Origin of the sequence: Neoroseomonas lacus, from assembly GCF_014644535.1 — a bacterium.
In the GTDB taxonomy this organism is placed as follows: Bacteria; Pseudomonadota; Alphaproteobacteria; order Acetobacterales; family Acetobacteraceae; genus Neoroseomonas; species Neoroseomonas lacus.
The window spans coordinates 114,229-137,305 of record NZ_BMKW01000001.1 but is presented as its reverse complement, the minus strand read 5'-3'; the positions used below and the strand labels follow the sequence as shown (position 1 = coordinate 137,305).

The window sequence follows — 23,077 nt, the reverse complement described above, 5'->3', positions numbered from 1 at the left end:
CTCGAAGCCTCCCGGAATGCGCCGAATGCACGCGCAGGCGTGGAATATGCGCCCCTGAGCCGGCAGCCGGCTCCGGAATGTGCCTTGCGGGGCTGCCGGTGGTGGCAAGAAAGGCCGCCGTTCGATGGCATGATGTTTGCTGCCGCGGCTGAGGGTAGTCAGATTGAGACCCGGGAGACGAAGAAACATGCCAACGCGCAGGTCCGTGCTTCTCTCAAGTATCGGGGTGCTTGCGGCGCCGGGTCTCGCTTTCGCGCAGCCCCGCGCGCGAGAAGTGCGCGTCGGCATGGCGCAGGACGCGCTGACGCTCGACCCCGCCAATCATCGCAACCGCGAGACCGAGACCATCATCCGCAACATGATGGACGGCGTTCTGACGCGGGACGCCGACATGCGCATCGTCCCCGAGATCGCGGAATCCTTCCGCCAGGTCGACGCGAAGACCTGGGAGTTTCGCGTCCGCCAGGGCATCCGCTTCCATTCCGGCGATGCGCTGACGGCGGCGGACATCAAGTTCACGTTCGATCGCCTGGTCAAGGACGGCGCCATGGGCGGCCAGACGAGCCCGCGCAAAGGCTTGCTTGGACCGCTCGAAGACACGGTGATGGCCGATGACCGCACCGTGCGCATGGTCCTGAGCGACCCCTGGCCCATCCTTCCGGCCATGCTGCCCTTCCAGGAGGTCGTGAACCGCCGCCAAGTGGAGCGCGTCGGGCAGGAAGGCATGCAGACGCGCCCCGACGGCTGCGGCCCGTTCAAACTTGCCGAATGGCGGCGCGGCGAGGCCGTGATCATGGAGCGCTTCGCCGAGTACTACGGCGGCAGCACCGAGATCCCCGTCGCCGGGCCGGCGCAGATCGACCGCGCCATCTTCCGCGTCATGCCTGAGAACAGCGCGCGCATCGCCGCGCTGCTGGCTGGGGAGGTCGATATAATCAGCGAATTGCCGGCCTCGGCCATGCGCCAGGTCGAAGCTTCGCGCAATGCGCAGGTCATGAAGGTCAATGGCACGCGGACCTTCTTCGTTTCGCTGAACAATGCCAAGGCGCCGTTCAACGATGTGCGGGTGCGCCGGGCGCTCAACCATGCGCTCGACAAGGCGGCGATCATTTCGCGCATCCTCGCCGGCACCGCGACGCCGCTGCGCGGGGTGATGAGTCCGGACGCCTTCGCCTTCAACCCGGATATACCCGAATACGCCCACGATCTTGCCCGCGCCCGCGCCCTGTTGGCCGAGGCCGGCGTGGCGCAGGGCACGGAGATGGTTATCGACACCACCGCCGCGCTGAAGGAGATCGCCGAGGCGATTGCCGCGCTGCTCTCACGCACTGGCCTGCGCGTGCGCGCGCAGATCTGGGAAGGCGCGGTGCTGGGCCCGATGTGGCAGAACGCCGAGCGGCGGCGCGAACGGGACATGTTCCTCACCTCCTGGGGCAATGGTGCGCTCGACCCCTCGGACATCATGGTGCCGGTGCTGCGCACGGGCGGCCGCGGCAATTCCGCCGGCTTCAGCAATGCCGAGGTGGACCGGCTGCTCGACGCCGCGGAGACCGAGGCCGACCAGGGACGTCGCGCCGATATGTACAAGCGGGCCCAGGCCATCGTGACCGAGCAGGCTCCCTGGATCTTCCTCTGGCTGCCGCAGGATATCTACGGCGTGGCGCGGCGGGTGCAGAACTGGCGCCCGCAGGCCGACAGCCGCATCAACCTGCATCGCGTGCGCCTGGCTTGAGCGTTTCCCGCCTGCTGGAGCGCCTGCTCCAAACGCTGCCGGTGCTGTTGGGCGTCAGCCTGATCGTCTTCCTGATGATCACGCTGACACCGGGCGATCCGGTGGAGATCATGCTCGCCGACAGCCGTGCGACACCCGAACAGGCGGCGCAGCTGCGCGCGGATCTCGGGCTCGACAGGCCGTTGCCGGAGCGCTTCCTCGTCTTCCTCGGCAATGCGCTCACCGGGGATTTCGGCATCTCATTCTTCCACCGCCGCCCAGTCTGGGACGTGATCGCCGAACGCCTGCCGGCGACGATCGAACTGACCCTCGCGGCCATCCTGCTGGCGATCGCGGTCGCCATCCCGCTCGGCGTCATCGCGGCGGTGAAGCGGGACACCTGGATAGACAGGACGCTGACGGCGGTCTCGCTGTTCGGCGTCTCGTTGCCGGGCTTCTGGTTCGGGATCCTGCTGATCCTGTTGTTCGCCGTGCAGCTCGGCATCTTTCCCGTGGGCGGGCGCACCTCCTTCGACCTGGAAGTCACGCGCGTCACGGGCTTTCTCGTGCTGGACAGCATCATCGCGGGCCGCGCCGATGCTCTTCTCGCGGCGCTGCGGCACCTGGCGCTGCCGGCGATCACGCTGGGCCTGCCGACAGCGGCCCTGCTGGCGCGCGTGGTGCGCAGCTCGATGGCGGAGGTGTTGACCTCCGACTATGTGCTCTTCGCCGAGGCCAAGGGCCTGTCGCACCGGCGCGTGTTGCTGCGCCATGCGCTCAAGAACGCGCTGATCCCGGTGGTGACGGTCGCCGCGATCGAGACCGGATCGCTGCTTGGCGGCAACATGATCGTCGAGACGGTGTTCGGCTGGCCCGGCCTCGGGCGCCTGGTGGTGGAGAGCATCTTCGCGCGCAACTATCCGCTCGTGCAGGCGGCCGTGCTGCTCTACGCCGTCACCTACGTGATGCTGAACTTCACGGCGGACCTGCTCTATACCGCGCTGAACCCGAAGGTGCGGCTGTGAGCGCGACCATCGCGGAGGACGCCCCGGTCTCCCCATTGCGCCTGGGGCTCGATCGCTTTGCGGGCAACCGCACGGCGCTCGTGGCCGCCGCACTCATTATGTTGTTCATCCTGGCCGCGCTCGCCGCGCCGCTGATCGCGCCGCACGACCCGGCGGATGCCGACCTCTTCCGCCGCCTGCAGCCGCCCGCCTGGCAGGAGGGGGGCGACTGGGCCTTCCCGCTCGGTTGCGATTCCCTCGGCCGCGACATGCTCTCGCGGCTGCTCTATGGCGCACGCGTCTCGCTGATGGTCGCGGCGCTGGTCATCGGCATCGCCGCGGTGATCGGCACGCTGGCCGGGCTCGCGGCCGGCTATTTGCGCGGCTGGACGGATACGCTGATCTCGCGCCTCGTTGATACGCTGCTGGGCTTTCCATACCTCGTCTTCGCCATCGGGCTGATGGCGATGATGGGCCCCGGCCTGCACAACATCGTGCTGGTGCTGATCTACAAGGAATGGGTCTTCTCCTGCCGCGTTGTGCGCGGGGAAACGCTGGCGGCGCGCGAGCAGGACTATGTAGAGGCGGCGCGCGCGCTCGGCTGCGGCACGCGCCACATCATGTTGCGGGAGATCCTGCCCAACGTTCTCTCCCCCGTGCTCGTCGTGGCCACCTTCCGCATGGCGTATGTGATCATCATGGAGGCCTCGCTTTCCTTCCTTGGCCTTGGCGTGCAGCCGCCGACACCCTCCTGGGGCTCGATGGTTTCGGATGGGCGGGAGCATCTCGTTGATGCCTGGTGGGTCTCGACCCTGCCGGGGCTTGCGATCCTCGCGCTGGTGCTGTCGATCAACCTGGCGAGCCAGGGCCTGCGCGACGCCTTCGACCCACGACTGCACCAGGCATGAGCGGCGCTTTGCTCCAGGTGCGCGGCCTGCGCACGGTGTTCCCCACGCGCCGCGGCCCGGTCGCCGCGGCCGATGGCGTGGATCTCGAGATCGCGGCCGGCGAGGCGCTCGGCGTCGTCGGCGAGAGCGGTTCGGGCAAGAGCGTCACCTTCCTCTCCGTGCTCGGCTTGCTGCGCCCACCCGGGCGGATCGAGGCTGGAGAAATCCTCTTCGACGGCCGCGACTTGCGCCGCCTGCCGCGCGGCGCGTTGCGCGCGCTGCGCGGGCGGCAGATGGCGCTTGCCATGCAGGACGCGCTCTCGGCCCTGAACCCGGCCTTCACCATCGGCCAGCAACTGATCGAGACGCTGCAGGCGCATGGCCTCGCGAAGGATGCGCGTGCCCAGGCGGCCGCGGCCCTGACGCGCGTGGGTATCCCCGCCGCCGCCGAGCGGCTGGACGACTATCCGCACCAGTTCTCCGGCGGCATGCGCCAGCGGGCGATGATCGCCATCTCGCTCGCCGCCCGCCCCCGCCTGCTGGTGGCGGACGAACCGACGACAGCGCTGGATGTCACGCTGCGCGCGCAGGTGCTCGACCTGCTCGATGACCTGCGCGAGCAGGACGGCCTCGCGCTGGCGCTCATTACCCACGACCTCGCCGTGGTGGCCGAACGCTGCCCGCGCGTGATGGTGATGTATGCCGGCCAGGTGGTGGAAACCGGCCCGACCACCGAGGTCGTCGCCAGCCCGCGCCATCCCTATACGCGCGGCCTGCTCGAAAGCCTGCCGCGGCTCGAGGATCCGGATCGCCCGCTGCACCCGATTCCAGGCCAGGTGCCAGACCTCGCGCGGCTCGATGGCGGTTGTCGCTTTCGCAACCGCTGCGCCATGGCGCAGCCCGCCTGCATGGGCCCGACGCCGCTCGTGGACCTCGGCCAGGGCCGCGCCTCGCGCTGCCTGCGCGCCGTCGAGGTGACGCCATGACCCCGCTGCTGGAAGCCCGCGGCATCGAGCGCCGCTTCGACATCCCACCGGCGCTGCTCGACCGGCTGCGGGGGCGACCCGGGCGCGCCGTGCGCGCCGTCTCGGGTGTGGATCTCACGCTGGCGCGCGGGGATACCCTGGGACTGATCGGGGAAAGCGGCTGCGGCAAGTCCACGCTGGGTCGCCTGCTGCTGCGCCTGCATGCGCCAACCGGCGGCCAGGTGGTCTTCGACGGCCAGGACATTACGCGCCTGCCGGAAGCCGCGCTGCGCCCCCTGCGGCGGCGCATGCAGATCATTTTCCAGGACCCCTATGCCTCACTGAATCCGCGCCGCACGGTGCGAGAGATCCTCGCCTTGCCGCTCGCGCTGCATGAAGGGTTGAAGGGCGCGGCGGCGGAAGCGCGCATCCTCGTGATGATGGAGCGTGTGGGTCTCGCGCGACAGCATCTCGACCGCTATCCGCACCAGTTTTCCGGTGGGCAGCGCCAGCGCATCGGCATCGCCCGTGCCCTGATCCTGAAGCCGGACTTCGTTGTCTGCGACGAGCCGGTCTCGGCACTCGACGTCTCGGTTCAGGCGCAGGTGCTGGCGCTGCTGCGGGAACTGCGGGACGAGCTCGGCCTCACGATGCTTTTCATCTCGCACGACCTCGCGGTAGTGGCGCATCTCGCGGGGCGCATCGCGGTCATGTATCTCGGCCGGGTGGTGGAGGAAGGCACACGCGACGCCGTCATCAACCACCCCGCGCATCCCTATACCCGTGCCCTGCTCGCCGCCGTACCGCGCATCGGCGCACCGGGGGAAAGGCGCGCGCGCGCGCCCGCAGGGGACCTGCCATCGCCGCTCGCCCCGCCGCCGGGCTGCGCCTTCCACCCGCGCTGCCCGCTCGCCGGCCCACGCTGTTCGCGGGAGGTGCCGCACCTCCTCGATCTCACGGGCGCGCACCGCGCCGCCTGCCACCTGCATGACGGAGGCGTTGCATGAACCTGCTCGTCACCCTTGCGGGCGACGCCCGCGCGCGTGGGCGCGGCCAGGCGGCCGCCTGCCCGGAGCAGGCCGCTGCCGTGCGCGCCGCCATACTCGGCCGGCTCGCTCAGGCGCCGGCGCGCACCGCGGGCATGGCGCGCTTTCTCGATGCGCAATGGGACGCGACGCATCGCCATGTCCCCGAAGCCAACGCGGAGATCGCCGGCATCGCCGAGGGCTTCTCGCTGGCGCCGGAGCAGGTCTTCGACTTCCTCCATCTCGGCTGCCTGGCGGATCTCGCGGCCGCGCCGGCGGACACGGATGGCTGCTCGGCCTTCGCCACCGGCGGCGTGGTGGCGAAGAACCGCGACTTCCGGCCCGAGCACGCGGGCCTGCAACGCGTCTTCCAGCACCAGGACCCGGCCTGGGGCGGGCGGCGCGTGCTCTGTCTCGGCTCGCTGGGCGCGCCGGGCGCCTGGTCCTCCGGCATGAACAGCGACGGGCTGGCGCTGGCCGACACGCAGATCCCCACGGCCGATCATGGGCCTGGCGTGCTGCGCTATTTCCTAATGACACGGCTGCTCTTCGCCTGCGGCACGGTGGAGGAGGCGCTGGCCGTGATGGCTTCCCTGCCGCATGCCGGCGGCGGCTCCCTGGTGCTGGGCGATGCCTCGGGCGCCGCGGCGGCGGTCGAACTGCGGCACGGGCGCGTGGACGTCACGCGTGGCGCGTGGGTCGCGCACACCAACCACTACACCGCGGCGCCCGACGCCCTGGCACCAGTCGAGCATTCCGAAGGGCGGCTCGCCGTGCTGCGCGTAGCGCTGTCGCGCGATCCGGCGCAGGACCCGCGTGCGCTGCTCGCGACCCATGCCCCGGTCGCGCTGTGCCGCCACGCGCCGGACCCATCCCCAACGCTGGCCGGCGCGGTCTGGGAGTGCCGGACGGGCGCGGCGAGCGTCGCCGCCGGCCCGCCCTGCTCGGCCGCCTGGGTTCGCTTCGTTCCGGATGGTTCGGGGTGGCGCGAAATCCACGCGCAGGCGTAAACTCCACGCCAGTGGAGGCGCGCACACCGATGCCCTATGCCGACCTGCTGGGGGAGCACGAGAGCATCCGCGCGGTGCGTGACCTCATCGCGCGCATCGCCGCGAGCCCCGCGCGCACCGTGCTTCTTTATGGCGAGACCGGTACAGGCAAGGGCCTGGTCGCGCGGATGCTGCACCGTCTTTCCCCCCGTGCCGCCAAGCCCTTCGTGGACGTGAACTGCGCCGCCATTCCGGCCAGCCTGATGGAAAGCGAACTGTTCGGCCATGAGCGCGGCGCCTTCACCGGTGCCGCCAGTGCCAAGCCCGGCCTGGTCGAGGCCGCGGATGGTGGCACGCTGTTCCTCGACGAGATCCGCGAGATGGACCTGCAACTGCAGGCCAAGCTGCTGACCATGCTGGACACGCAGCGCTTCCGCCGCCTCGGCGCGGTGAAGCAGACCGCGGCCGATGTGCGCTTCGTCACCTCGACCAACCGGATCCTGCTCTCGGAGGTGAAGGCTGGGCGCTTCCGGGACGACCTCTACTGGCGGCTGCAGGTGGTGCCGGTGAACATCCCGCCGCTGCGCGCGCGCGGCGACGACGTGCTGCTGCTGGCGGAAGCCTTCCTGCGCCACCACGGCGCGCGCTGCGGTCGCCTCATCCGCGGCCTCGAACCCCACGTCGCCGAGGTTTTCCGCCGCTATTCCTGGCCCGGCAACGTGCGCGAACTCGAGAACCTGATCGAGCGCATCGCCATCCTGGAAACCGAAGACCAGGTGCTGGTGAAGCACCTGCCCGACCGCATCCTGCGCGAGGTGGAAGGCCGCGCCCTGCCCGAAGCGATGGAGGGCGAAGGCGCGGCCGATCTTCGCTTCCACGAGGCAACCGACCGTTTCCAGAAGGCGCTGATCGAGAAGGCCCTGCGCGAGGCCGGCGGGCGGCACGGCCGGGCCGCCGCCCGGCTTGGCCTGTCGCGCCATGCCCTGCGACACCAGATGCAGAAGCTCGGCATGGCGGTGCCGGGCTGAACTGGCACGTCGCGTGCAATACACGGCCCGACGCGCCAGCGAAGGCCAGGAAACATGACCGAAATCACCATCCTCTGCCCCACCGGGCATCTCGGCTTCACGCCGCTCGAGAAGGATTCGTTCCTTGCGGGTTGTGAGCTGAAGCCGGATTTCATCATCGCTGATTCCGGATCCTGCGACATCGGCCCCTATCCGCTCGGCGCCGACGGACAGGCGAGCCCGTCGGCCTGGCAACGCCATGACCTTGAGGTGATGCTGCTCGCCGCACGCCGGCTCGGCGTGCCGATGATCATCGGCTCCGCCTCCGACACCGGAACCGATCGCGGCGTCGCGCAGTATGTTGCGCTGATCGAGGAGATCGCCGCGGAGCATGGTCTCGCTCCATTCCGCATGGCAGCGATCGAATCCGAGATCACGCCCGCCGACCTGCGCGCGCGGCTGGCCGCCGGCACGCCCGTCACGGGCCTCGACGGCAGGCCGGAGGCGGACGACGCGCTGCTCGCGCGCACCGACCGCGTCGTCGCGGTGATGGATGCGGAACCGATCGCGTCCGCATTAAAGCAGGGGGCCGATGTCGTCATCGCCGGCCGTGCCTCGGACTGCGCGCTGTTCGCGGCGCCGATCCTAAATGCGGGCATGACGCCGGCCACGGCCTACTACGCCGGCAAGCTGATGGAATGCGCCTCCTTCTGCTGCGAGCCCTTCATGGGCAAGGAGAGCATCTTCGGCCGCATCCGCGAGGACGATATCCGCGTCACCGCCATGCATCCCGGCCAGTGCTGCACACCGGCCTCGCTCGCCTCGCATGCCATGTATGAACGCCGCGACCCGTTCCGCGAATACGTCGTGAGCGGCTACGTGGACATGAGCGAATGCCGCTACGAGCAGATGGGTGAGAAGACGACGCGCGCGAGCGGCGCCCGCTTTGTGCCGTCCGCCACGCCAATGGTGAAGCTCGAGGGCGCGGGCAAGGTCGGCGAACGTCGCCTGGCGGTGGTCGGCATGCGCGACCCCTACATGATCCAGAATATCGATAAGGCGATTGGCTGGGCACGCGCGCGCCTGGCGGAGCGCTTCGGCGCGCCGGAGGAGGCCGGCTGGCAGGTCTTCTACCACCTCTATGGCCGGGACGGCGTGATGGGCGCGATGGACCCGACTGCCCCCACCCAGCCGCACGAGATCGGCGTGGTGGTCGAAACCCTCTGTCAGGACGGCAAGCGGGGCGAGGAGATCTGCGCGCTCGCCGCTCGCAACCTGTTCTACGCGCGCCTGCCCGAGGTGAAGGGCACCGCCGGCGCCGCCGCGCTGATGTCGGATGAGGTACTGATCGGCAAGCCTGGCTACGAATGGACGTTGAATCACGTCATGCCGGTGAAGGAGGCGGGCGAGATGTTCCGCACGCGCTTCGTCGCCGTCGATGGTGCCGCCCGGAGGGCCGCATGATGGAGCGCCGCAACATGCCGACGCTGCGCGATCTCGCTTCGACCATCCGCAGCAAGAACGCCGGCGTTGATCACATCACCTTCGACATCATCTTCAAGGAGCGCGCGAATTTCGAGAAGGTGCGCGACGCGAAGGTGCTCTCGCCCTCGATCGTAGCGGTCCTCCTTCGCATACCACCCGAGCGCGTGACCGACTTCGTGGTCTTCGAACCGGCGAATGCGATCAAGTTCACGATCCGGCGCGAGCGTCCCTCGGGCAGCCCGGGTGAGCGGGATGTTTTCGGTTCTCAGCAATACGCGCCGCTCTTCGACGTCGAGGTGCCGTAGCAGGCGGCGACGTCACTGATCGCGCCGCCGCTGCGCGGGGAATTCCCCGCCCAGCGGGCTTCGCCACCAATGCCATGATGCCCGGCGCCTTCGTTGGAAGACGCCATCCGACATCTCATGCCGCCGCGCGCCATCGCCGGGCAGCGATATCCCTGTCAGCATGCCGATCGCGTCTTCGCCCAGGCTGAGGCAGTCAGCCGCCTGGCAACGCCGCCCCCAGGTCGCGCGCGCGCCTGCCCGCACGCAGGTTCGCCTCGATATGTTCGAGCGTACGATCGCGCGTTTCCGGTACCATCTTCGCGGCAAAGACATAGGTCGCCGCGCAGACGAGGGCGAAGACGCCGAACGTCTCGCCCATCCCGATCGACGCCTCGACGACCGGGAAGGCCAGGGAGACGGCCGCATTGACGCCCCAGGCGGTGGCCGCGGCGACACCCATGCCCAGGCTGCGCACGCGCATCGGGAACAGTTCGGACATCAGCACATAGGGGATCGGCCCGAGACTCACGGCGAAGGCCACGATGAACACCGAAATGCAGGCCAGCGAGACCCAGTTCGCGAAGCCGCTGTCGGGTGCCAGGACCAGCGCCGCGGCAAGCAGGGCGAGCGCCGCAGCCATGGCCGCCGAGCCACCAAGCAGCAGCCGCCGGCGACCCAACGCCTCCACGGCCCACATCGAAACGACGGTCGCCAACAGGTTCACCACGCCGAGTCCGACCGTGGCGAGGATCGGGCCCGTGGCCCCGGAGATCCCGATGCGCAGGAAGATGTCAGGCGCGTAGTAGAGGATGGCGTCGATGCCGCTGAGGTTCTGCAGCAGGAACAGCCCGGCGGCGACCACGAGCACCGGCCGCACGCGTGGCCCCACCAGGTCGCGCCAGCCGCCACTCTCGGCGGCCGAGGCGCGCAGCACGGCGAGATCGGCCGGGCTCCATTCGACGCCGCCAAGCTTCCGCCAGACCACGCGCGCCTCGTCCTCACGGCCACGCAGCAGGAGCCAGCGCGGACTTTCCGGCAGGAACATGAGGCCGATGAGCAGCAGAAGCGCCGGCCAGATGCCGACGAACAGCATCGCACGCCAGTCGCCACTCGGCGTGTGCGCCCAGCCGGCGAGATAGGCCCCGAGGATGCCGGCGGTGATGGCGAGTTGGATGGAGGCGACAAGCGCGCCGCGCCATGAGGGCGGCGCGGTCTCGGCCACATAGAGCGGGGCCAGCATCGTCGCCGCGCCGACGGCGAGACCGAGCACCGCGCGCGAAGCTCCGAGCGTGACGGCTTCCGGTGCCACCGCCCCCGCCCAGGCGCCAAGGACGAATGTGAGGCCGGCCAGTGCCAGCGTCCGGCGCTGCCCGATGCGTGCCGAGATCGGCCCGGATGCGACGGCACCGACGAGGCCGCCGACCAGCACGGCCGACACGACCACGCCCTTGCCGAGCGGACCGAGCGCCATCTCCGTCGCCAGGAACGGCAAGGCGCCCGCGATGACGGCGGTATTGAAGCCGATCAACAGACCGGCCAGGGCGGAGACGCCGGCGATGCCGAACGCCACCAGCCCGGTACGCGAGCCCATCAGGGCAGCACGACGGCGGCAACCTTGCGGAAGGCGGCGACGATGTCATCGACATCCGCGGGGGTCAGCACGGAAGCGATGGCCAGGAGCGCCGCGCGTTCGGACATCTCGTCGCATACCGGCAGGTTGCCGCGCTGGTAGCTGATGTCTGCATGAAAGGCATTGTCCGGGTGGCTCCAGGGGAAGCCGCCGCGGGCCGCCTCGCGCTTGTTCACCAGGCTCGGGACGTTGAAGTACCAGTGCATGCCCCATTCCGCCATGGTGATGCAGGCAAGGCTTCCCTTCTCGCCCTTGATGCCTTCGGCCCGCAGCGCCTCGGTGAAACGCTTGCACGTCGCGGCGTCGCGGTAGGTGGTGATCATGAAGGGGCCGCTGTCGCCGTCAGGATCAAGGATCGTCCTGAAGCCGAGGCCAGGGATCCCTTCGAGCTGCCGGCGGATCGACCATTTCGCGTTGCGCATCGCGCCGGTGATCTTGTCCAGCTTGCGGAACTGCGCGAGTGCCATCGCCGCCGCGAGGTCGGACATGCGGGCGCCGACGCCCCACATCTGGAATTCGGGTTCGGAGGCGTCGAGCCGCCCGGCTTCGTTGCGCGGATAGCCGAGGTCGTGCAGCGCATAGGCGCGACGGAACAGATGCGGGTCGGAACTGGTCAGCATGCCGCCGTCGCCGCTCGTCATGTTCTTGTTCAGCTGGAAGGAGAAGATGGCGATGTCGCCGTCACTGCCGGCCCAGCGGCCGTCGATATGCGCGTTCGCGGCCTGCGCGCAATCCTCGACGACCTTGAGGCCATGGGCATGCGCGACGCGCACGACTTCCTTCACGTGGCCCGGCGCGCCGCTCATGTTCACGTAGATGACCGCGCGGCTGCGGGGATTGATCTTCCGGGCGAGGTCGGCCGGATCCATGCAGAAGGTGTCGTCGATATCCACCAGACGCGGGATCGCGCCCTGGCGCACGATGGCGCTGATGCAACTGGTCCACATGTAGCCGGGGACGAGGACCTCGTCGCCGGGGCCAACGCCGATGGCACCGAGGGCGACGCCAAGCGCCGCCGTGCCACTGCCCATGGCGAGCGCATTGGTGGCGCCGAACTTGGCCTTCCATTCGCGCTCGAGCGTATCGGCCATGTTCTGGGGGTCGAGACCGTAGAACCGGAACGGACTGCGGGCGCGGATTACGCGTCCGACCAGTTCCTCCTCCTCGGCACCGATCCAGTGCGCGCCCGGCAGTTCCCAGGGCAACGGACGTGTTCGGACGGGCTCGCCCCCGTCGATCGCCAGCTTGCCGAGCGTTCCGATTTCATTGGTCATTCTTGCCGCCTCCACGCGCCTGCGTTGTCGTTCGCACACGCCCGAGCAGCGCGACGCGTCAAACAATGGACAGGTATTTCCAATTTTACTACACATCAATCAACGATTGAAATTTCTGGGGCGATGCCAAGATGCACGGTAGTGAACGCGCCATTTTCCTGCTCGCGTCCATCGCGGCGATCGCCGGCGTCCTTTTTGGCTTCGATGAAGGCGTGATCGCCGGCGCCCTGCACCTGCTGCGGGTCGATTTTCCGATCACCCCGGTCTCCGAAGGCTTCATGACCGCGGCGGTGCCGCTCGGTGCCCTCATGGGCGCGATCGTCGCCGGACGCCTGGCGGACCCGATCGGCCGGCGTTCCCTCCTGATCGCAGCGGCGGCGCTGTTCTGCGCTGGCGCCCTGCTCGCGGCACTGGCGGGCAGCATGTGGATGTTGACCTTCGCGCGCCTTATCCTTGGCCTCGCGATCGGCGTCGCCGGCGTCATGGCGCCGCTCTACATCGCCGAGAGCGTGCCGCCCGCCCGGCGAGGCATGCTGGTGTCCGTCTACCAGCTTGCGATCACCATCGGCATCCTCAGCGCCTACGGGGTCAACCTGGCCTTCAGCGAGAGCTGGCGGCTGATGTTCGCATGCGGGATCCTACCGGGCCTCGCCCTCTTCTTCGGGATGGCGCGGATGAGCGATTCACCCCGCTGGCTGGTGCAGAAGGGGCGGGATGCGGAGGCGCAACAGGCTCTTGCCCGGCTCACCGGCACCACCGCGGATGATCCGGCCGTCACCATGGAGCGGGAGCGGATCGCGAAGGCGGTCATGGCCGACCAGCACCTGACCGGTGGCGTCAGGGACCTGTTCACGGTCCGGGTGCGGCCGGCACTGATCGTCGCGGTCGGCCTGTTCGCCCTCCAGCAGCTGTGCGGCATCAACGCCGTGATCTACTACGCGCCGACGATCTTCGCGCATGCGGGCTTCGACTCGACCGGCACGCAATTGATGGCGACGATCGGGATCGGCGTCGTGAACGTCGCCATGACCATCGTCGGCATGCTGCTGATCGACCGGCTCGGCCGGCGGCGGCTGCTGCTGGCGGGCTTTGGCGGCGCCGCCGCGAGCCTGGCGCTGATCGCGTATGCCGCGGCGAGCACCCACCCGTCGTCGCCTGTCTGGGCGATGGCCGGCGTCGCGTTGTTCATCGCCTCCTTCGCCTTGAGCCTCGGCCCGCTTCCGCATGTGATGATGTCGGAAGTCTTCCCGCTCAACGTCCGTGGAGTTGGCATGGGGTTGGCCTCCATCAGCAATTGGGGCCTGAATTTCGTCGTCGTCTTCAGTTTCCCGGTGCTGCTCGACCTGATCGGGCTGACCGGGGTGTTCAGCCTGTTCGCGCTGGTCTGCGTTGCGGGGCTGGTCTTCACGGTCCGCACCGTGCCGGAAACCCGCGGCGTATCGCTGGAGCAGATCGAGCGGCATCTCATGAGCGGCCTGCCGCTGCGTGATCTCGGGCTTCCTCTCGGCGCCAGGGCATGAGCGCACCGATGGAGCACGCGCTGATCGCGGCGTTGGTGGAAATGAGCCCTTACCGCCGCGGGCTGCGCCCGCTTGTCGCCGAGATCGCCCGCGCGGCGCAGATCTGCGACCAGGTCCGTGAAGCGGTCGCGCGCATCGCCGGGCGCGCCGGCGGCGCCGCACCGACCCGCAGCGCCCTCGGCGAGGACCGCGCGCTGATCATGGCATTTCTGGAACACATCTTCTTCGCGTCGCCCGCCTTCCTGGCGAGCGCCGGCATGGCGGGACGAACGCAGACCCATGTCTGAGTCCGATCATTGTGAGGTCTGCATCGTCGGCACCGGTGCCGGCGGCGGAATCCTGGCACACCAACTCGCGCAGGCAGGGTTCCGCGTCGTTTCGCTCGAACAGGGCCGGATGCTGGAGCCGGATCATTTCGCGCGGATCGATCCGCCAGGCGCCAAGCTCGACTTCGGCATCCGCGACAACAGCGTATGGCCGAGCGAGCCGCACGACAGCCTGTTCGTCCATCCGCTCTTCGCGCGGGAGGACACCCGTTCCTCGACAACCAGCACGCAATTCCAACAGTACCAGATCCTCGCGGTGAACGGGCTGCAGAACCTCTGGAACGGCGTGTCGGTGCGTTTCGCCACCAGTGACTTCGATGGCTGGCCCATCGGGTACGACGACCTCGCGCCGCACTACACCGCCGTCGAGAAACTGATCACAGTCTGTGGTACCGAGGAAGGTCTCGATGCACTGCCCGATGGCGCCTATGTGCCGCCGAAGCCGCTTCGCCTCGCCGACCAACTGATCGTGAAGGCGGTGGATGGCCTTGGCGAACCAGACGCCCGGGCGATTCCGAACCGCAAGGCGATCGAGACCCGCCCGGGCCTCGCCACGTCCTGCATCAGTTGCGGCATTTGCACCTCCGGCTGTCCCGTGGGGTCCGTCTACAAATTCTCGGCACGGCTGCTGCCGGAGATCGCCAGGCTTCCCAATTACGAACTGCGCAGCAACGCAAAGGTTGTCCGCCTGCTGCGCGCGCCCGGCGCAACGAATGTCGACGGCGTCGAATACATCGATACGGTAACCGGCGAGCGCCGACGCCTTCGCGCCGATCGCGTCGTGCTCGCCGCCGGTGCCATCGAAAGCCCACGCATCCTGTTCAATTCCGCCGACGAGGCGGATCCGGCAGGGCTCGGCAATCGTTCAGGTCATGTCGGCATGTGGCTGCAGGACAACCCGAAATCTGTGCTCTCGACATCGCTGTGGCGGCTCTGGGGCAAGCGGCCGAGTCCGGACATCGGCTATGGCGATCTTCTGATCCTGATGGCGCGCGGCAAACTGCCCGATGGCGCCGAGTTCCCGTTCATCGGTCATGCCATTCATGGGACGCCGGAGGTGCCGCACTACCTTGGCGGCATGTCGTTCATCCCACCCTTCGCAAAGCCGACCGTCGCGCGAATGATGTTCAGCAGCTACGTGACGCTGGGTCTGTTTTCGGCGGGCGAGGCGCTTCCCGGCAACCGGATCCGTCCGGCCGCGGCGACCGACCGGTACGGGGTGCCCCAGGTCTCGGTCGATTTCGCCGCATCGCCGCGCGCCCATGCAACGATGGATGCCATGGACGCCTGGGGCCGGCGGGTCCTACGCGCCGCCTCCTCGACGCTGGTGCACGCCACCCGCGATGCGTCGGGCACCGGCATCCACTACGCCGGTACGACGCGCATTTCCGCGAACCCGATCGAGGGCGTGGTCGATGCCGGACTGCGCTGCCACGGCTTCGAGAACCTGCATGTCTGCGACGGCAGTGTCATCCCGCAGTTGCCCGATAAGCACCTGACACTGACGATCATGGCGCTGGCGCATCGCCTCGCCGGGCAGTTGCTCGCCGCCCGAAATATGCCCGCGGAGGCGACCGCCTGAGACGTCGAGGTCGGGCCAGGCCTCGACGGGGAATGGAGTGGCGCAGGAGCGCCAGGGCTCCTGAGGGAGCATGAGCCGCGGTTTAATTGCCACGGCAGGCAGACAGGCTGACGTTGGGAGCATCGCTGATGGGCCCGAGAGTCTCATGCCAGGTCCGAATTCTTCGACCGTTGGCATTTGCCCATTCATGCCCTTGGACGCGTCGTGCCAGCGACGCGCCTTCGGCGTGACGCGTACACCTTCGGTTTGCTCGGATTTCGCCGGACATCCAGCGAGCCGGCGTCGCGGTCTGGGTATGAATTAAACTATTGCATTGTGAGCATCATACAAAGTCAAGACCAAGTACCTATGCTCTGCCTTGAAGAATCAGCGCCGCACGAACATCATCGACACCGATCAATCCACCGGCAGCGCGGCGCAGTGCGGCAATCTAAAGGAGAAAATCGTCGGTAGTGGCCCTGATGCCAATCACGACGTCCTGGAAGTCGTTATCGCCGGTGCCGTTCGGCAAGTCTTCGAAGCCGATCAGCAATTCGTGGCCGCCGGCCGATGTGCCGGAGAGGACCTGCATGGCGTCTGCCGGATTGAGCGCCGAGAGCGAGTGGAGGATGGTGGCGGAGATTGCGCCCAAGGTCGCGCTTTGCAGCTGCGGTGGGATACCAATGTCGGTGTCGGACGGTGCCCCCGTGCCGGGCGTGACAAACGACAGGTCGTCCGGCAACGCGCCAAAGCTGTTGAAGCCGTTCTGGATGAGGAAGAAGGCAACACGCTCGCCATCCGCCGGCGTGCCGAGGTCCACGGTGCGTGCGCCGGGCACCACGTTCAACGTGTTGTCGTACAGGATGCGGACATCGCTGATGGTGCCATTTGTGGCGATCCGGTAGGCGCCGAGCGTGTTGGCGTAGGCCGACGCGGCTGACTTCAGCTCCGCCGTGAATCCGACCGTGGCGTCACCGGTCAGGAACGGCTCGTTGGCGATGCCGTTGACCAGGGTCGCATCGACTGTCGCGCCTTCGGACAGGGTCGGCAGGAAGTTCTGGAAGGTCAGCATCGTGTGCGCGTCGGCGCCCGAACCACGGGCCACCATCATGAAATTGCCGCTGGGGAAATCGACATCCGTCTGGAAGTTCGAGCCGCCGAGGCTAAGCATGGTGGGTCCCACGCCGCCGCTGCCCCGCGTGACGCCAAGATCGCCCCGCCCGGCCAGCGTGCCCTGGATGTCCACCATATCGTTCGCGCCGAAGGCGACGACCGTGTCGCCGTTGAGGTCGGCAAGGGTGTCGCGCACCCTATCAGCACCCTGGCCGACGTGAATCCGGTCGGCGCCGGCACCGCCGCTGATGAGGTTCGCGCCGGTGCCGCCATAGAGCGCGTCGTTGCCAGCGCCGCCGCTCATCGTATCGTTGCCTTCGCCACCAGCGACCACGTCATTGCCGATGCCGCCACGGAGCGTGTCGTCGCCGGCGGCGCCGTCAAGCGCCTCGCCAGCCGCGCCGGCAACCAGATTATTGTGGGCGCTGTTGCCGAGCTGGGTCGTCAGCCGTTCAACCTTCACGTAGTCGACGTCGAAAAAGTAGCTTTTGCTCTGAGCCGCGTTTGGGGCGATCAGCAGCGTCGGATCGGTGATGTTCGGCCCGCCCGGGTCGCCCGGATTGGGCCCCCATGGCCCTCCATCGGGACCGCCGGCCTGCGGCGCGCCCCACATGTTCAGGTGGATCTGCTGCGGCCTGGTCGGCACATGCTCCACTTCTTCGCGGATCAGACTGCCGTCGACGAACCAGCGCACCACCGAGGGCAGCCATTCGAAGCGATAGATGTGGTCGACCCCCAAGCCGCCATCCACGGCATAGGAATGCGGCGTGCCCGTCGCCTGATGCTGGAAGACGTTGGTCGAGATCTTCTGCATCTGGGTGGTGATGATCTCGAAGTCGATCTCGTCATGAGGCTCGCGCACCGCGCCCGAGGGGAATTGTTCATAGGTGAAGAAGCCGGCGATCATGCCGCCCTGGCTGCCCTCGAACCTGAACTTGCCTTCGAAGCCAAGTCCCCCGGCACTGACGTCCCACGCCTGCTTGGTGATCGCTTCCGAGCCATAGTACGAGTCAGGGCCACCTGGCGGCGGGTTGAAGGTATCCAACCTGATGCGTGCCATGCCGTTTTCGGCGGCCGGCAGTACCTGCCGCATCTGCGTCTGGCCGAGATAGGACGGATTGTTCGGTCCTTCGATCCACTGGTTGAAATCCCAGTAAACGTTGCTGACCTGCGTTCCCGAGAAGTCGTCCTGAAACAGGATGGCCGATGCAGGGAGTGGTGAAGTCATCTGGAGCCGCCCTATCCCACTTTTGCCAAGATTTTTCGGAAAACGCCTTGGAACGGAGCGAACGCTAGCATTGTGTTGCATTCCAAGGAAATTATCTGGGACGGACATCGTTATTCCGGCATGTCCGCCACGCCCACCGTCTGCTCCGCCCAACCGTCCGAACTGATCGTGTGCCGGCGAGCAATGTAGGAGTGTCTTGGGCTCTTCTGCGGGCTTGAGCCGCGGTCAGCTTGCCACGGCGGTCAGGCTGACGTAGCGGCGCTGCACGGCCCACTCGTCGTTCTGTTCGAGCAGGATGCTGGAGGCCGCACGGGCCTTGATCGACAAGGTCATCGTGACGCCTGGCGACCATCCCGACGAACCGCCGGGCATCGAGCTGGTCGGGCAACTCATGGACATGCTCAACGGCGCCGGCGCCCTCGCCAACGGGGATGACGCCAAAAAACCGCGATCGCGTTTCTGGCCTGTCCATCTGTTCGGCAAGAGAGACCATGAGGGGGCATACCCCGCATATGCCGGACGACTATTCTGAACCGCTCCGGTTTTGCCGGAGGCTGTATGGTATGAGTTCCGCCCCCAGCGGCAGATTGTCCCGGGCGGGATAGAAAAGTGCTTCGGCCCCGGCGGGCGGGATGTTGCCGATGGGCTCCAGCAGCCGCCGATGGTTGAACCAGCAGACGCATTCGAGGGCGGCGAATTCGGAGACCTCGAGCGAGCGCCCGGGGTCGCGCCAGTGAATGACACCGGCCTTGCAGAGCCCGTTGATGCACTCGGCCAAAGCGTTGTCGTAGCTGTCGCCGACGCTGCCGACGGAAGGCTCGATGCCGGCCTGGGCCAAGCGCCGGTGTACTTGATAGAGACGTGCTGGCTGAGCCATCGAGGTGAACAGCGTCTCGTTGAGACATTCATCCCGTAGGCGACCGTTGATGCTCTCGACGAACGCCTCCCGGGTCGGCTTGGCCGGGACGATGTATTGCGATTTCACCTGCCGTTCCTGCGACCAGCGCAGGATGGAGGTCGATGTGAGCTCCGGAGCGGTATCACTGACCACCGCCACGGGCTTGCCGCGGATCGCCGCGATCGCATCGATCCGCGGGCCACCCAGGCACCCGACAACAACGTATCGGCCAGCAGCGCCAGGCTTTCGCGCATGAAGTCGTCCGCCATGCACAGGATGCGGAACGCGCGGCTCCGCGATCCGGAAAGCGGCCATCATGTCTATCGATCCCATGCCGCCGATGACCTCGTCGAGACCCTTGTCCCCGAGATTCGGATCATCCGCGACGATCTTTGGCGTCGCGCCCAGGCACGTCTGCGGATGGAGGCCGCACCTTTGAATCGCGGATCGACGCCGGCGTTCCGGGAACGACGCCGCCCGCGCCGTCTGCTGAGCGGAAAGGTGCCGTGTGGCGTCTGCGGTGGCGGGTTCAGCGCCATGGGGAAGGAATATCTGGGCTGTCTTAAGGCGCGCAATGAGCATGGGTGGCCTTATCCATCCCTGGGCTTGTCCCTGCGTCCCGCGTCTACCGTATCCGTCCCGCCGGCTTGCGCTGTGTCATTGCACAGTGCCCGATAGGTCGTAACCATCCGCAGCAAGACCAGTTGAACCGAGGGCCATCCCGGCCCGGGCCAGGAGGACAACACCGTCATGCTTTCCACCACGCTCACCCGGATGCTGCGGCGGGGCACGGTTGCCATCGCCCTCGCCGGCGCCATCGTCACCACGCCCGCCCTTGCCCAAGGGCAGGCCGCCGGCGGCGCGCCCGCCAGCTTCACCACGGCCGACCTCGCCCGGCTCTGCGGCCCGGCTGCCGACAACGCCAACGCCATGGCGCTGCGCCCGGCCTGCTTCGCGGCGCTCGTCACGGTCGGGCAGACCCACGCGCTCTACACCTCCGGCCAGCATGCCCAGCGGCCCGTCTTCTGCCTGCCGGCGCAGACGCCAACGCTGGACCAGGTCGCCGCGGAATTCGTCTCCTGGGCCGCGGCCAACCAGCAATATTCCGGCGCTCGCGCCGCCGAGGGCGTGCTGCGCTTCGCCGCCACCACCTACCCCTGTGCCGCCGCACCCGCCGCGCGGCGTCGCCGCTGAGCGGAAGGAGAACGTCATGACGATGAACAAGCCATTCCGGATGGCCGCCATCCTGCTCCTCGGCATCGGCCTCGCCGGCTGCGAAGGCATGAGCGAGACCCAGCGCGGCACCGCCACGGGGGCCGGCATCGGCGCCTTGGGCGGCGCGGCCATCGGCTCGCTGTCGGGCAATGCCGGTTGGGGCGCGCTGATCGGCGCCGGCGTCGGCGGCGTCAGCGGCTATGCGATCAGCAACTCCCGCCAGCGTTCGTCGCAGTAAGGGGTGAGGGGGGGGGGGAGGGATCTCCCTCCGTCGCGCCGAGGAAGGTCGAGGGGCGCCGCCCCTCGAACACCCCGCCAAATGCCAGTGGCATTTGGAATGCCGTCTTTTGGCTTGGGGCACGGGCAGGGTGCGCCTCCTGCACAAGGGCGGGTCTTGGCACCCATCCTGACCGAGGTGCGGTGCGCTTCCATCGGCCTTGCTTCGCAACGTCAACCGCTTCCCGCGATGGGGAGAGCCTGAGAGGGACAGAGCGCCGCTCGGTTCCGTCACTCAGGAACCAGCGCCCCCGGCACCAGTGGCGGCGCCCAACCCGGCGCTCCGGCACAACCCGCGCTGCTTCCCCGTTGCCGTCCCCTTCCGCCACGTTGGACACTGCGTCCGCCGCCCGAGTCTCGCCCGGGCCGCCAATCGCGCGACGGAAGGACAAGACCGACATGCGCCTCAAGACCATCCTCACGGCGGCGGCCCTGTTGGCTGCCGCGCCGGCCATGGCCCAGACGCCGCCCGCCGTGCGCGGCTCGAACACCGCCACGGTGGCCGAACTCGCCGCGCTCTGCGCCACACCGGCGACCGCGGCCAATTTCGCCGAGGCGAACGGGCTGTGCCGCGGCTTCATCGGCGGCTTCGCGCAATACCACGCCGTGATGACGCAGCCCGGCACCCGTTTCCGCCCGCTCTTCTGCGTGCCCAATCCGCCGCCGACCGGGGCTGCGGCCGCCGCCGGCTTCGCCGCCTGGGCACAGGCCAACCCGCAGACCGCGAACGAACTGGCCGTGGACGGCCTCGGCCGCTGGTTCGTCGCCACCTATCCATGCCCGCAGCCGCCCGCGCGCCGCGGCACGCGCTGAGACGGAGAACCCAACATGCGCAAGATGGTCCTGCTTCCCGCCGCCCTGGCCCTTGGTCTTGGCGGCTGCTCGGGTGATTCGATGACGCCGGGCGGGCGTGACGTGCTGATCGGTGGCGCCGGCGGCGCGCTGGCCGGCGCCGCGATCGGTTCCTTCACCGCCAATGCCGGCGTCGGCGCGCTGATCGGCGCGGGTGTCGGCGTCGTCGGCGGCTATCTGTGGAACCAGCACGAGGTCGCCGAACGCCAGGCAGCCGAACGGCGCCAGCAGCAGCTCGACGCCGCCTATCAGCGCGGCGTGCAGAGCGGCGAACGGCAGGCCCGTACGTCGAACTGAGAGTGAAGAGCGCCATGGAGGGGCGTTGCCCCTCCAAACCACCCCACCAAAGGCCTAAGGCGTCTGGACACCGATACTTGGTGCTTTGCATCGCGGGCCGGATGGGCGCCGAGAGCGGCTCTCGGCCCCAAGGTCAGGCGCCCAAACGATGGACGCCAATCGATGTTCGTGATACGTTCTCAATATCGCGAGCGTCACCGGATCTCGCGCGCCCGAAGCGCTTAAAAGTCTAAATTCCTAAGATCTTACAGTGTGATTTCCCAAAGGCTTACCGCGGCAGAGGTGGGCGTGGAGGGGGCATTCCCCCTCCAACCCGTTCACTTCGGCAGCGTCGCCAGCCCCTGTTCCAGGTCGGCGATCAGGTCGCCCACATCCTCCAGCCCGATATGGATGCGCACGGTGAAGCCGCCGAGGTCATCGCTGGTCGCCGTGCGGGTGATGAAGCCCGTGGTCGGCAGCGCCAGGCTCTCGAACCCGCCCCAGGAGGCGCCGATCCCGAACAGCGCCAGGCTGTCGATGAAGCCGAACACCTCCGCCTCGGTGTAGCGAGGCTGGAACACGATCCCGAACAGCGAGCAAGACCCCGTGAAGTCCCGCTTGAACAGCGCATGCTGGGGGTGCGAGGGCAGCCCCGGATGCAGCACGCGCTGGATCTCCGGCCGGCCCTCGAACCAGCGCGCCACGGCCAGCCCGCTCTGTTCCTGGTGCTTCAGCCGAACCGGCATGGTCCGCGCCCCGCGCAGCGCCAGCCAGCAATCGTCCGGCGCGGCGAAATGCCCCATCTGCCCCGCCGCGTTGCGGATGATCAGATAGTCTTCCTCGGTATTCGTGGTGATCGACCCGAGCAGCACATCCGAATGCCCGCCGACATACTTGGTCAGGGCCTGGATCGACACATCCACGCCGTGCTGGAACGGCATGAAATTGTGAATGCCCCAGGTATTGTCCATCAGCACCTTGGCCCCGCCGGCATGGGCGGCGCGCGCAATGGCAGGGATGTCCTGGAGTTCGAAGGTGTGGGAGCCGGGGCTCTCGGTGTAGACGACCTTCGTATTGGGCCGCATCAGCGCGGCGATTTCCGCCTCACCGATCGTCGGGTCGTAGAAGGTCGTCTCAATGCCATAGGCGGTCATGAGCCCGGTGGCGATGTTGCGCCCGGGGCCATAGACGCTGTCGGGCATCAGGCAATGCTCGCCGGCCTTCAGATACGCCATCAGCGGCACCGTGACGGCGGCAAGGCCGGTGCCGACCAGCACGCAGCGCGTGCCGCCCTCGATCTCGCAGATCACGTCCTCAAGCGCGTAATGGGTCGGACCGCCGGCGGTGCCGTAGGTCATCACGCGATTGTAGCGGTCCTTGGCGAACTCCTTGCGCGCCCGCACGTTCGGCATCAGCACGGTCGAGCCGCGATGCACGGCCGGATTGACGAAGCCATGGGCATGCGTGCCGGCGCGGCCGGCATGCGACATGCGGGTAGCGAAACCCTGGGTGGCGTGCGGGTTGGTCATCTTTGGGGCGTCGTCTGGCATG

21 protein-coding genes and 2 pseudogenes are annotated in these 23,077 nt (G+C 68.0%); 17 read left to right on the top strand and 6 right to left on the bottom strand.

Annotation, left to right across the window (positions count from 1 at the left end; all coding sequences use genetic code 11):
• Nucleotides 1–187: 187 nt before the first annotated feature.
• From IEY36_RS00685 to IEY36_RS00645, 9 genes are read left to right on the top strand one after another with little or no spacing between them, the layout of a single operon-like run.
• Nucleotides 188–1,732 (top strand): ABC transporter substrate-binding protein, encoded by a 1,545-nt coding sequence (locus tag IEY36_RS00685; RefSeq protein ID WP_188964986.1) that lies wholly within the window; start codon nt 188–190, stop codon nt 1,730–1,732.
• Nucleotides 1,729–2,736: an ABC transporter permease gene (locus IEY36_RS00680; protein ID WP_188964985.1), complete on the top strand. Its 1,008-nt coding sequence runs from the start codon at nt 1,729–1,731 to the stop codon at nt 2,734–2,736. The genes IEY36_RS00685 and IEY36_RS00680 overlap by 4 nt, the downstream gene beginning before the upstream one ends.
• The gene (locus tag IEY36_RS00675) at nt 2,733–3,623 is read left to right on the top strand and encodes an ABC transporter permease (protein WP_188964984.1); all 891 of its coding nucleotides are present in this window, start codon (nt 2,733–2,735) and stop codon (nt 3,621–3,623) included. The genes IEY36_RS00680 and IEY36_RS00675 overlap by 4 nt, the downstream gene beginning before the upstream one ends.
• The gene (locus tag IEY36_RS00670) at nt 3,620–4,588 is read left to right on the top strand and encodes an ABC transporter ATP-binding protein (RefSeq protein WP_188964983.1); all 969 of its coding nucleotides are present in this window, start codon (nt 3,620–3,622) and stop codon (nt 4,586–4,588) included. The genes IEY36_RS00675 and IEY36_RS00670 overlap by 4 nt, the downstream gene beginning before the upstream one ends.
• Complete coding sequence (locus tag IEY36_RS00665) at nt 4,585–5,574, top strand: ABC transporter ATP-binding protein (RefSeq protein WP_188964982.1); 990 nt, start codon at nt 4,585–4,587, stop codon at nt 5,572–5,574. The genes IEY36_RS00670 and IEY36_RS00665 overlap by 4 nt, the downstream gene beginning before the upstream one ends.
• Nucleotides 5,571–6,602 (top strand): C45 family autoproteolytic acyltransferase/hydolase, encoded by a 1,032-nt coding sequence (locus IEY36_RS00660; protein ID WP_188964981.1) that lies wholly within the window; start codon nt 5,571–5,573, stop codon nt 6,600–6,602. Before IEY36_RS00665 ends, IEY36_RS00660 begins: the two co-directional genes overlap by 4 nt.
• Before the next feature lie 29 nt (nt 6,603–6,631).
• Entirely contained in the window at nt 6,632–7,609 is a 978-nt protein-coding gene (locus IEY36_RS00655; protein ID WP_188964980.1) for a sigma-54 interaction domain-containing protein, read from the top strand.
• Nucleotides 7,610–7,663: 54 nt separating this feature from the next.
• Nucleotides 7,664–9,052, top strand: a complete 1,389-nt coding sequence (locus tag IEY36_RS00650) for an acyclic terpene utilization AtuA family protein (RefSeq protein WP_188964979.1) — start codon at nt 7,664–7,666, stop codon at nt 9,050–9,052.
• Nucleotides 9,053–9,066: 14 nt separating this feature from the next.
• Nucleotides 9,067–9,378, top strand: a complete 312-nt coding sequence (locus tag IEY36_RS00645) for a DUF4387 domain-containing protein (protein ID WP_188964978.1) — start codon at nt 9,067–9,069, stop codon at nt 9,376–9,378.
• 193 nt (nt 9,379–9,571) lie between these two features.
• Here the strand turns inward: IEY36_RS00645 and IEY36_RS00640 are convergent, their stop codons facing one another.
• Both IEY36_RS00640 and IEY36_RS00635 read right to left on the bottom strand, forming a co-directional pair.
• Nucleotides 9,572–10,948 (bottom strand): sugar porter family MFS transporter, encoded by a 1,377-nt coding sequence (locus tag IEY36_RS00640; RefSeq protein ID WP_188964977.1) that lies wholly within the window; start codon nt 10,946–10,948, stop codon nt 9,572–9,574.
• Nucleotides 10,948–12,261 (bottom strand): DegT/DnrJ/EryC1/StrS family aminotransferase, encoded by a 1,314-nt coding sequence (locus IEY36_RS00635; protein WP_188964976.1) that lies wholly within the window; start codon nt 12,259–12,261, stop codon nt 10,948–10,950. The genes IEY36_RS00640 and IEY36_RS00635 overlap by 1 nt, the downstream gene beginning before the upstream one ends.
• A 131-nt stretch (nt 12,262–12,392) precedes the next feature.
• On the opposite strand from IEY36_RS00635, the gene IEY36_RS00630 reads away from it, so the two are divergent.
• From IEY36_RS00630 to IEY36_RS00620, 3 genes are read left to right on the top strand one after another with little or no spacing between them, the layout of a single operon-like run.
• A complete protein-coding gene (locus IEY36_RS00630; RefSeq protein WP_188964975.1) occupies nt 12,393–13,781 on the top strand; it encodes a sugar porter family MFS transporter in 1,389 nt (462 codons plus the stop codon).
• Nucleotides 13,778–14,068 (top strand): hypothetical protein, encoded by a 291-nt coding sequence (locus IEY36_RS00625; protein WP_188964974.1) that lies wholly within the window; start codon nt 13,778–13,780, stop codon nt 14,066–14,068. The genes IEY36_RS00630 and IEY36_RS00625 overlap by 4 nt, the downstream gene beginning before the upstream one ends.
• Nucleotides 14,061–15,689, top strand: a complete 1,629-nt coding sequence (locus tag IEY36_RS00620) for a GMC oxidoreductase (protein ID WP_188964973.1) — start codon at nt 14,061–14,063, stop codon at nt 15,687–15,689. The genes IEY36_RS00625 and IEY36_RS00620 overlap by 8 nt, the downstream gene beginning before the upstream one ends.
• Nucleotides 15,690–16,119: 430 nt before the next feature.
• On the opposite strand, the gene IEY36_RS31045 is transcribed toward IEY36_RS00620, so the two are convergent.
• Entirely contained in the window at nt 16,120–18,009 is a 1,890-nt protein-coding gene (locus IEY36_RS31045) for a family 16 glycosylhydrolase (protein ID WP_188964972.1), read from the bottom strand.
• Nucleotides 18,010–18,325: 316 nt separating this feature from the next.
• Here IEY36_RS31045 and IEY36_RS00610 point away from each other — a divergent pair, with 316 nt between their 5' ends.
• On the top strand, nt 18,326–18,541 hold the full coding sequence (locus tag IEY36_RS00610; RefSeq protein ID WP_188964971.1) for a hypothetical protein: 216 nt from the start codon (nt 18,326–18,328) through the stop codon (nt 18,539–18,541).
• Here IEY36_RS00610 and IEY36_RS00605 read toward each other — a convergent pair.
• Both IEY36_RS00605 and IEY36_RS00600 read right to left on the bottom strand, forming a co-directional pair.
• A pseudogene (locus IEY36_RS00605) lies at nt 18,533–18,879 on the bottom strand (hypothetical protein); the annotation flags it as partial. The gene IEY36_RS00610 and the pseudogene IEY36_RS00605 sit on opposite strands and share 9 nt — an antisense overlap.
• A gap of 55 nt (nt 18,880–18,934) precedes the next feature.
• Nucleotides 18,935–19,222: pseudogene (locus tag IEY36_RS00600) on the bottom strand (hypothetical protein); the annotation flags it as partial.
• A gap of 435 nt (nt 19,223–19,657) precedes the next feature.
• Between IEY36_RS00600 and IEY36_RS00595 the strand changes: the two are divergent.
• The 4 genes from IEY36_RS00595 to IEY36_RS00580 all read left to right on the top strand — a co-directional run bounded on the left by IEY36_RS00595 (nt 19,658) and on the right by IEY36_RS00580 (nt 21,547).
• On the top strand, nt 19,658–20,101 hold the full coding sequence (locus IEY36_RS00595; RefSeq protein WP_188964970.1) for a Rap1a/Tai family immunity protein: 444 nt from the start codon (nt 19,658–19,660) through the stop codon (nt 20,099–20,101).
• Nucleotides 20,102–20,117: 16 nt separating this feature from the next.
• On the top strand, nt 20,118–20,360 hold the full coding sequence (locus IEY36_RS00590; RefSeq protein ID WP_229680996.1) for a YMGG-like glycine zipper-containing protein: 243 nt from the start codon (nt 20,118–20,120) through the stop codon (nt 20,358–20,360).
• 437 nt (nt 20,361–20,797) lie between these two features.
• Entirely contained in the window at nt 20,798–21,211 is a 414-nt protein-coding gene (locus IEY36_RS00585) for a Rap1a/Tai family immunity protein (protein ID WP_188964969.1), read from the top strand.
• Nucleotides 21,212–21,226: 15 nt separating this feature from the next.
• Nucleotides 21,227–21,547: a glycine zipper domain-containing protein gene (locus IEY36_RS00580; RefSeq protein ID WP_188964968.1), complete on the top strand. Its 321-nt coding sequence runs from the start codon at nt 21,227–21,229 to the stop codon at nt 21,545–21,547.
• A gap of 317 nt (nt 21,548–21,864) precedes the next feature.
• Here the strand turns inward: IEY36_RS00580 and metC are convergent, their stop codons facing one another.
• Nucleotides 21,865–23,076, bottom strand: coding sequence for a cystathionine beta-lyase (gene metC, locus IEY36_RS00575; protein ID WP_188964967.1), 1,212 nt, complete (start codon nt 23,074–23,076; stop codon nt 21,865–21,867).
• Between the last annotated feature and the right edge of the window lies 1 nt (nt 23,077).

Bases quoted from the DNA above. Each gene is read 5' to 3' on its own strand.
- IEY36_RS00645 (WP_188964978.1), top strand. From the start codon at position 9,067: ATGCCGACGCTGCGCGATCTCGCTTCGACCATCCGCAGCAAGAACGCC.
- IEY36_RS00620 (WP_188964973.1), top strand. From the start codon at position 14,061: ATGTCTGAGTCCGATCATTGTGAGGTCTGCATCGTCGGCACCGGTGCC.
- IEY36_RS00660 (WP_188964981.1), top strand. From the start codon at position 5,571: ATGAACCTGCTCGTCACCCTTGCGGGCGACGCCCGCGCGCGTGGGCGC.
- IEY36_RS00670 (WP_188964983.1), top strand. From the start codon at position 3,620: ATGAGCGGCGCTTTGCTCCAGGTGCGCGGCCTGCGCACGGTGTTCCCC.
- IEY36_RS00590 (WP_229680996.1), top strand. From the start codon at position 20,118: ATGACGATGAACAAGCCATTCCGGATGGCCGCCATCCTGCTCCTCGGC.
- IEY36_RS00585 (WP_188964969.1), top strand. From the start codon at position 20,798: ATGCGCCTCAAGACCATCCTCACGGCGGCGGCCCTGTTGGCTGCCGCG.
- IEY36_RS00630 (WP_188964975.1), top strand. From the start codon at position 12,393: ATGCACGGTAGTGAACGCGCCATTTTCCTGCTCGCGTCCATCGCGGCG.
- IEY36_RS00635 (WP_188964976.1), bottom strand. From the start codon at position 12,261: ATGACCAATGAAATCGGAACGCTCGGCAAGCTGGCGATCGACGGGGGC.
- IEY36_RS00655 (WP_188964980.1), top strand. From the start codon at position 6,632: ATGCCCTATGCCGACCTGCTGGGGGAGCACGAGAGCATCCGCGCGGTG.
- IEY36_RS00595 (WP_188964970.1), top strand. From the start codon at position 19,658: ATGCTTTCCACCACGCTCACCCGGATGCTGCGGCGGGGCACGGTTGCC.
- IEY36_RS00640 (WP_188964977.1), bottom strand. From the start codon at position 10,948: ATGGGCTCGCGTACCGGGCTGGTGGCGTTCGGCATCGCCGGCGTCTCC.
- IEY36_RS31045 (WP_188964972.1), bottom strand. From the start codon at position 18,009: ATGACTTCACCACTCCCTGCATCGGCCATCCTGTTTCAGGACGACTTC.
- IEY36_RS00625 (WP_188964974.1), top strand. From the start codon at position 13,778: ATGAGCGCACCGATGGAGCACGCGCTGATCGCGGCGTTGGTGGAAATG.
- metC (WP_188964967.1), bottom strand. From the start codon at position 23,076: ATGCCAGACGACGCCCCAAAGATGACCAACCCGCACGCCACCCAGGGT.
- IEY36_RS00580 (WP_188964968.1), top strand. From the start codon at position 21,227: ATGCGCAAGATGGTCCTGCTTCCCGCCGCCCTGGCCCTTGGTCTTGGC.
- IEY36_RS00665 (WP_188964982.1), top strand. From the start codon at position 4,585: ATGACCCCGCTGCTGGAAGCCCGCGGCATCGAGCGCCGCTTCGACATC.
- IEY36_RS00650 (WP_188964979.1), top strand. From the start codon at position 7,664: ATGACCGAAATCACCATCCTCTGCCCCACCGGGCATCTCGGCTTCACG.
- IEY36_RS00685 (WP_188964986.1), top strand. From the start codon at position 188: ATGCCAACGCGCAGGTCCGTGCTTCTCTCAAGTATCGGGGTGCTTGCG.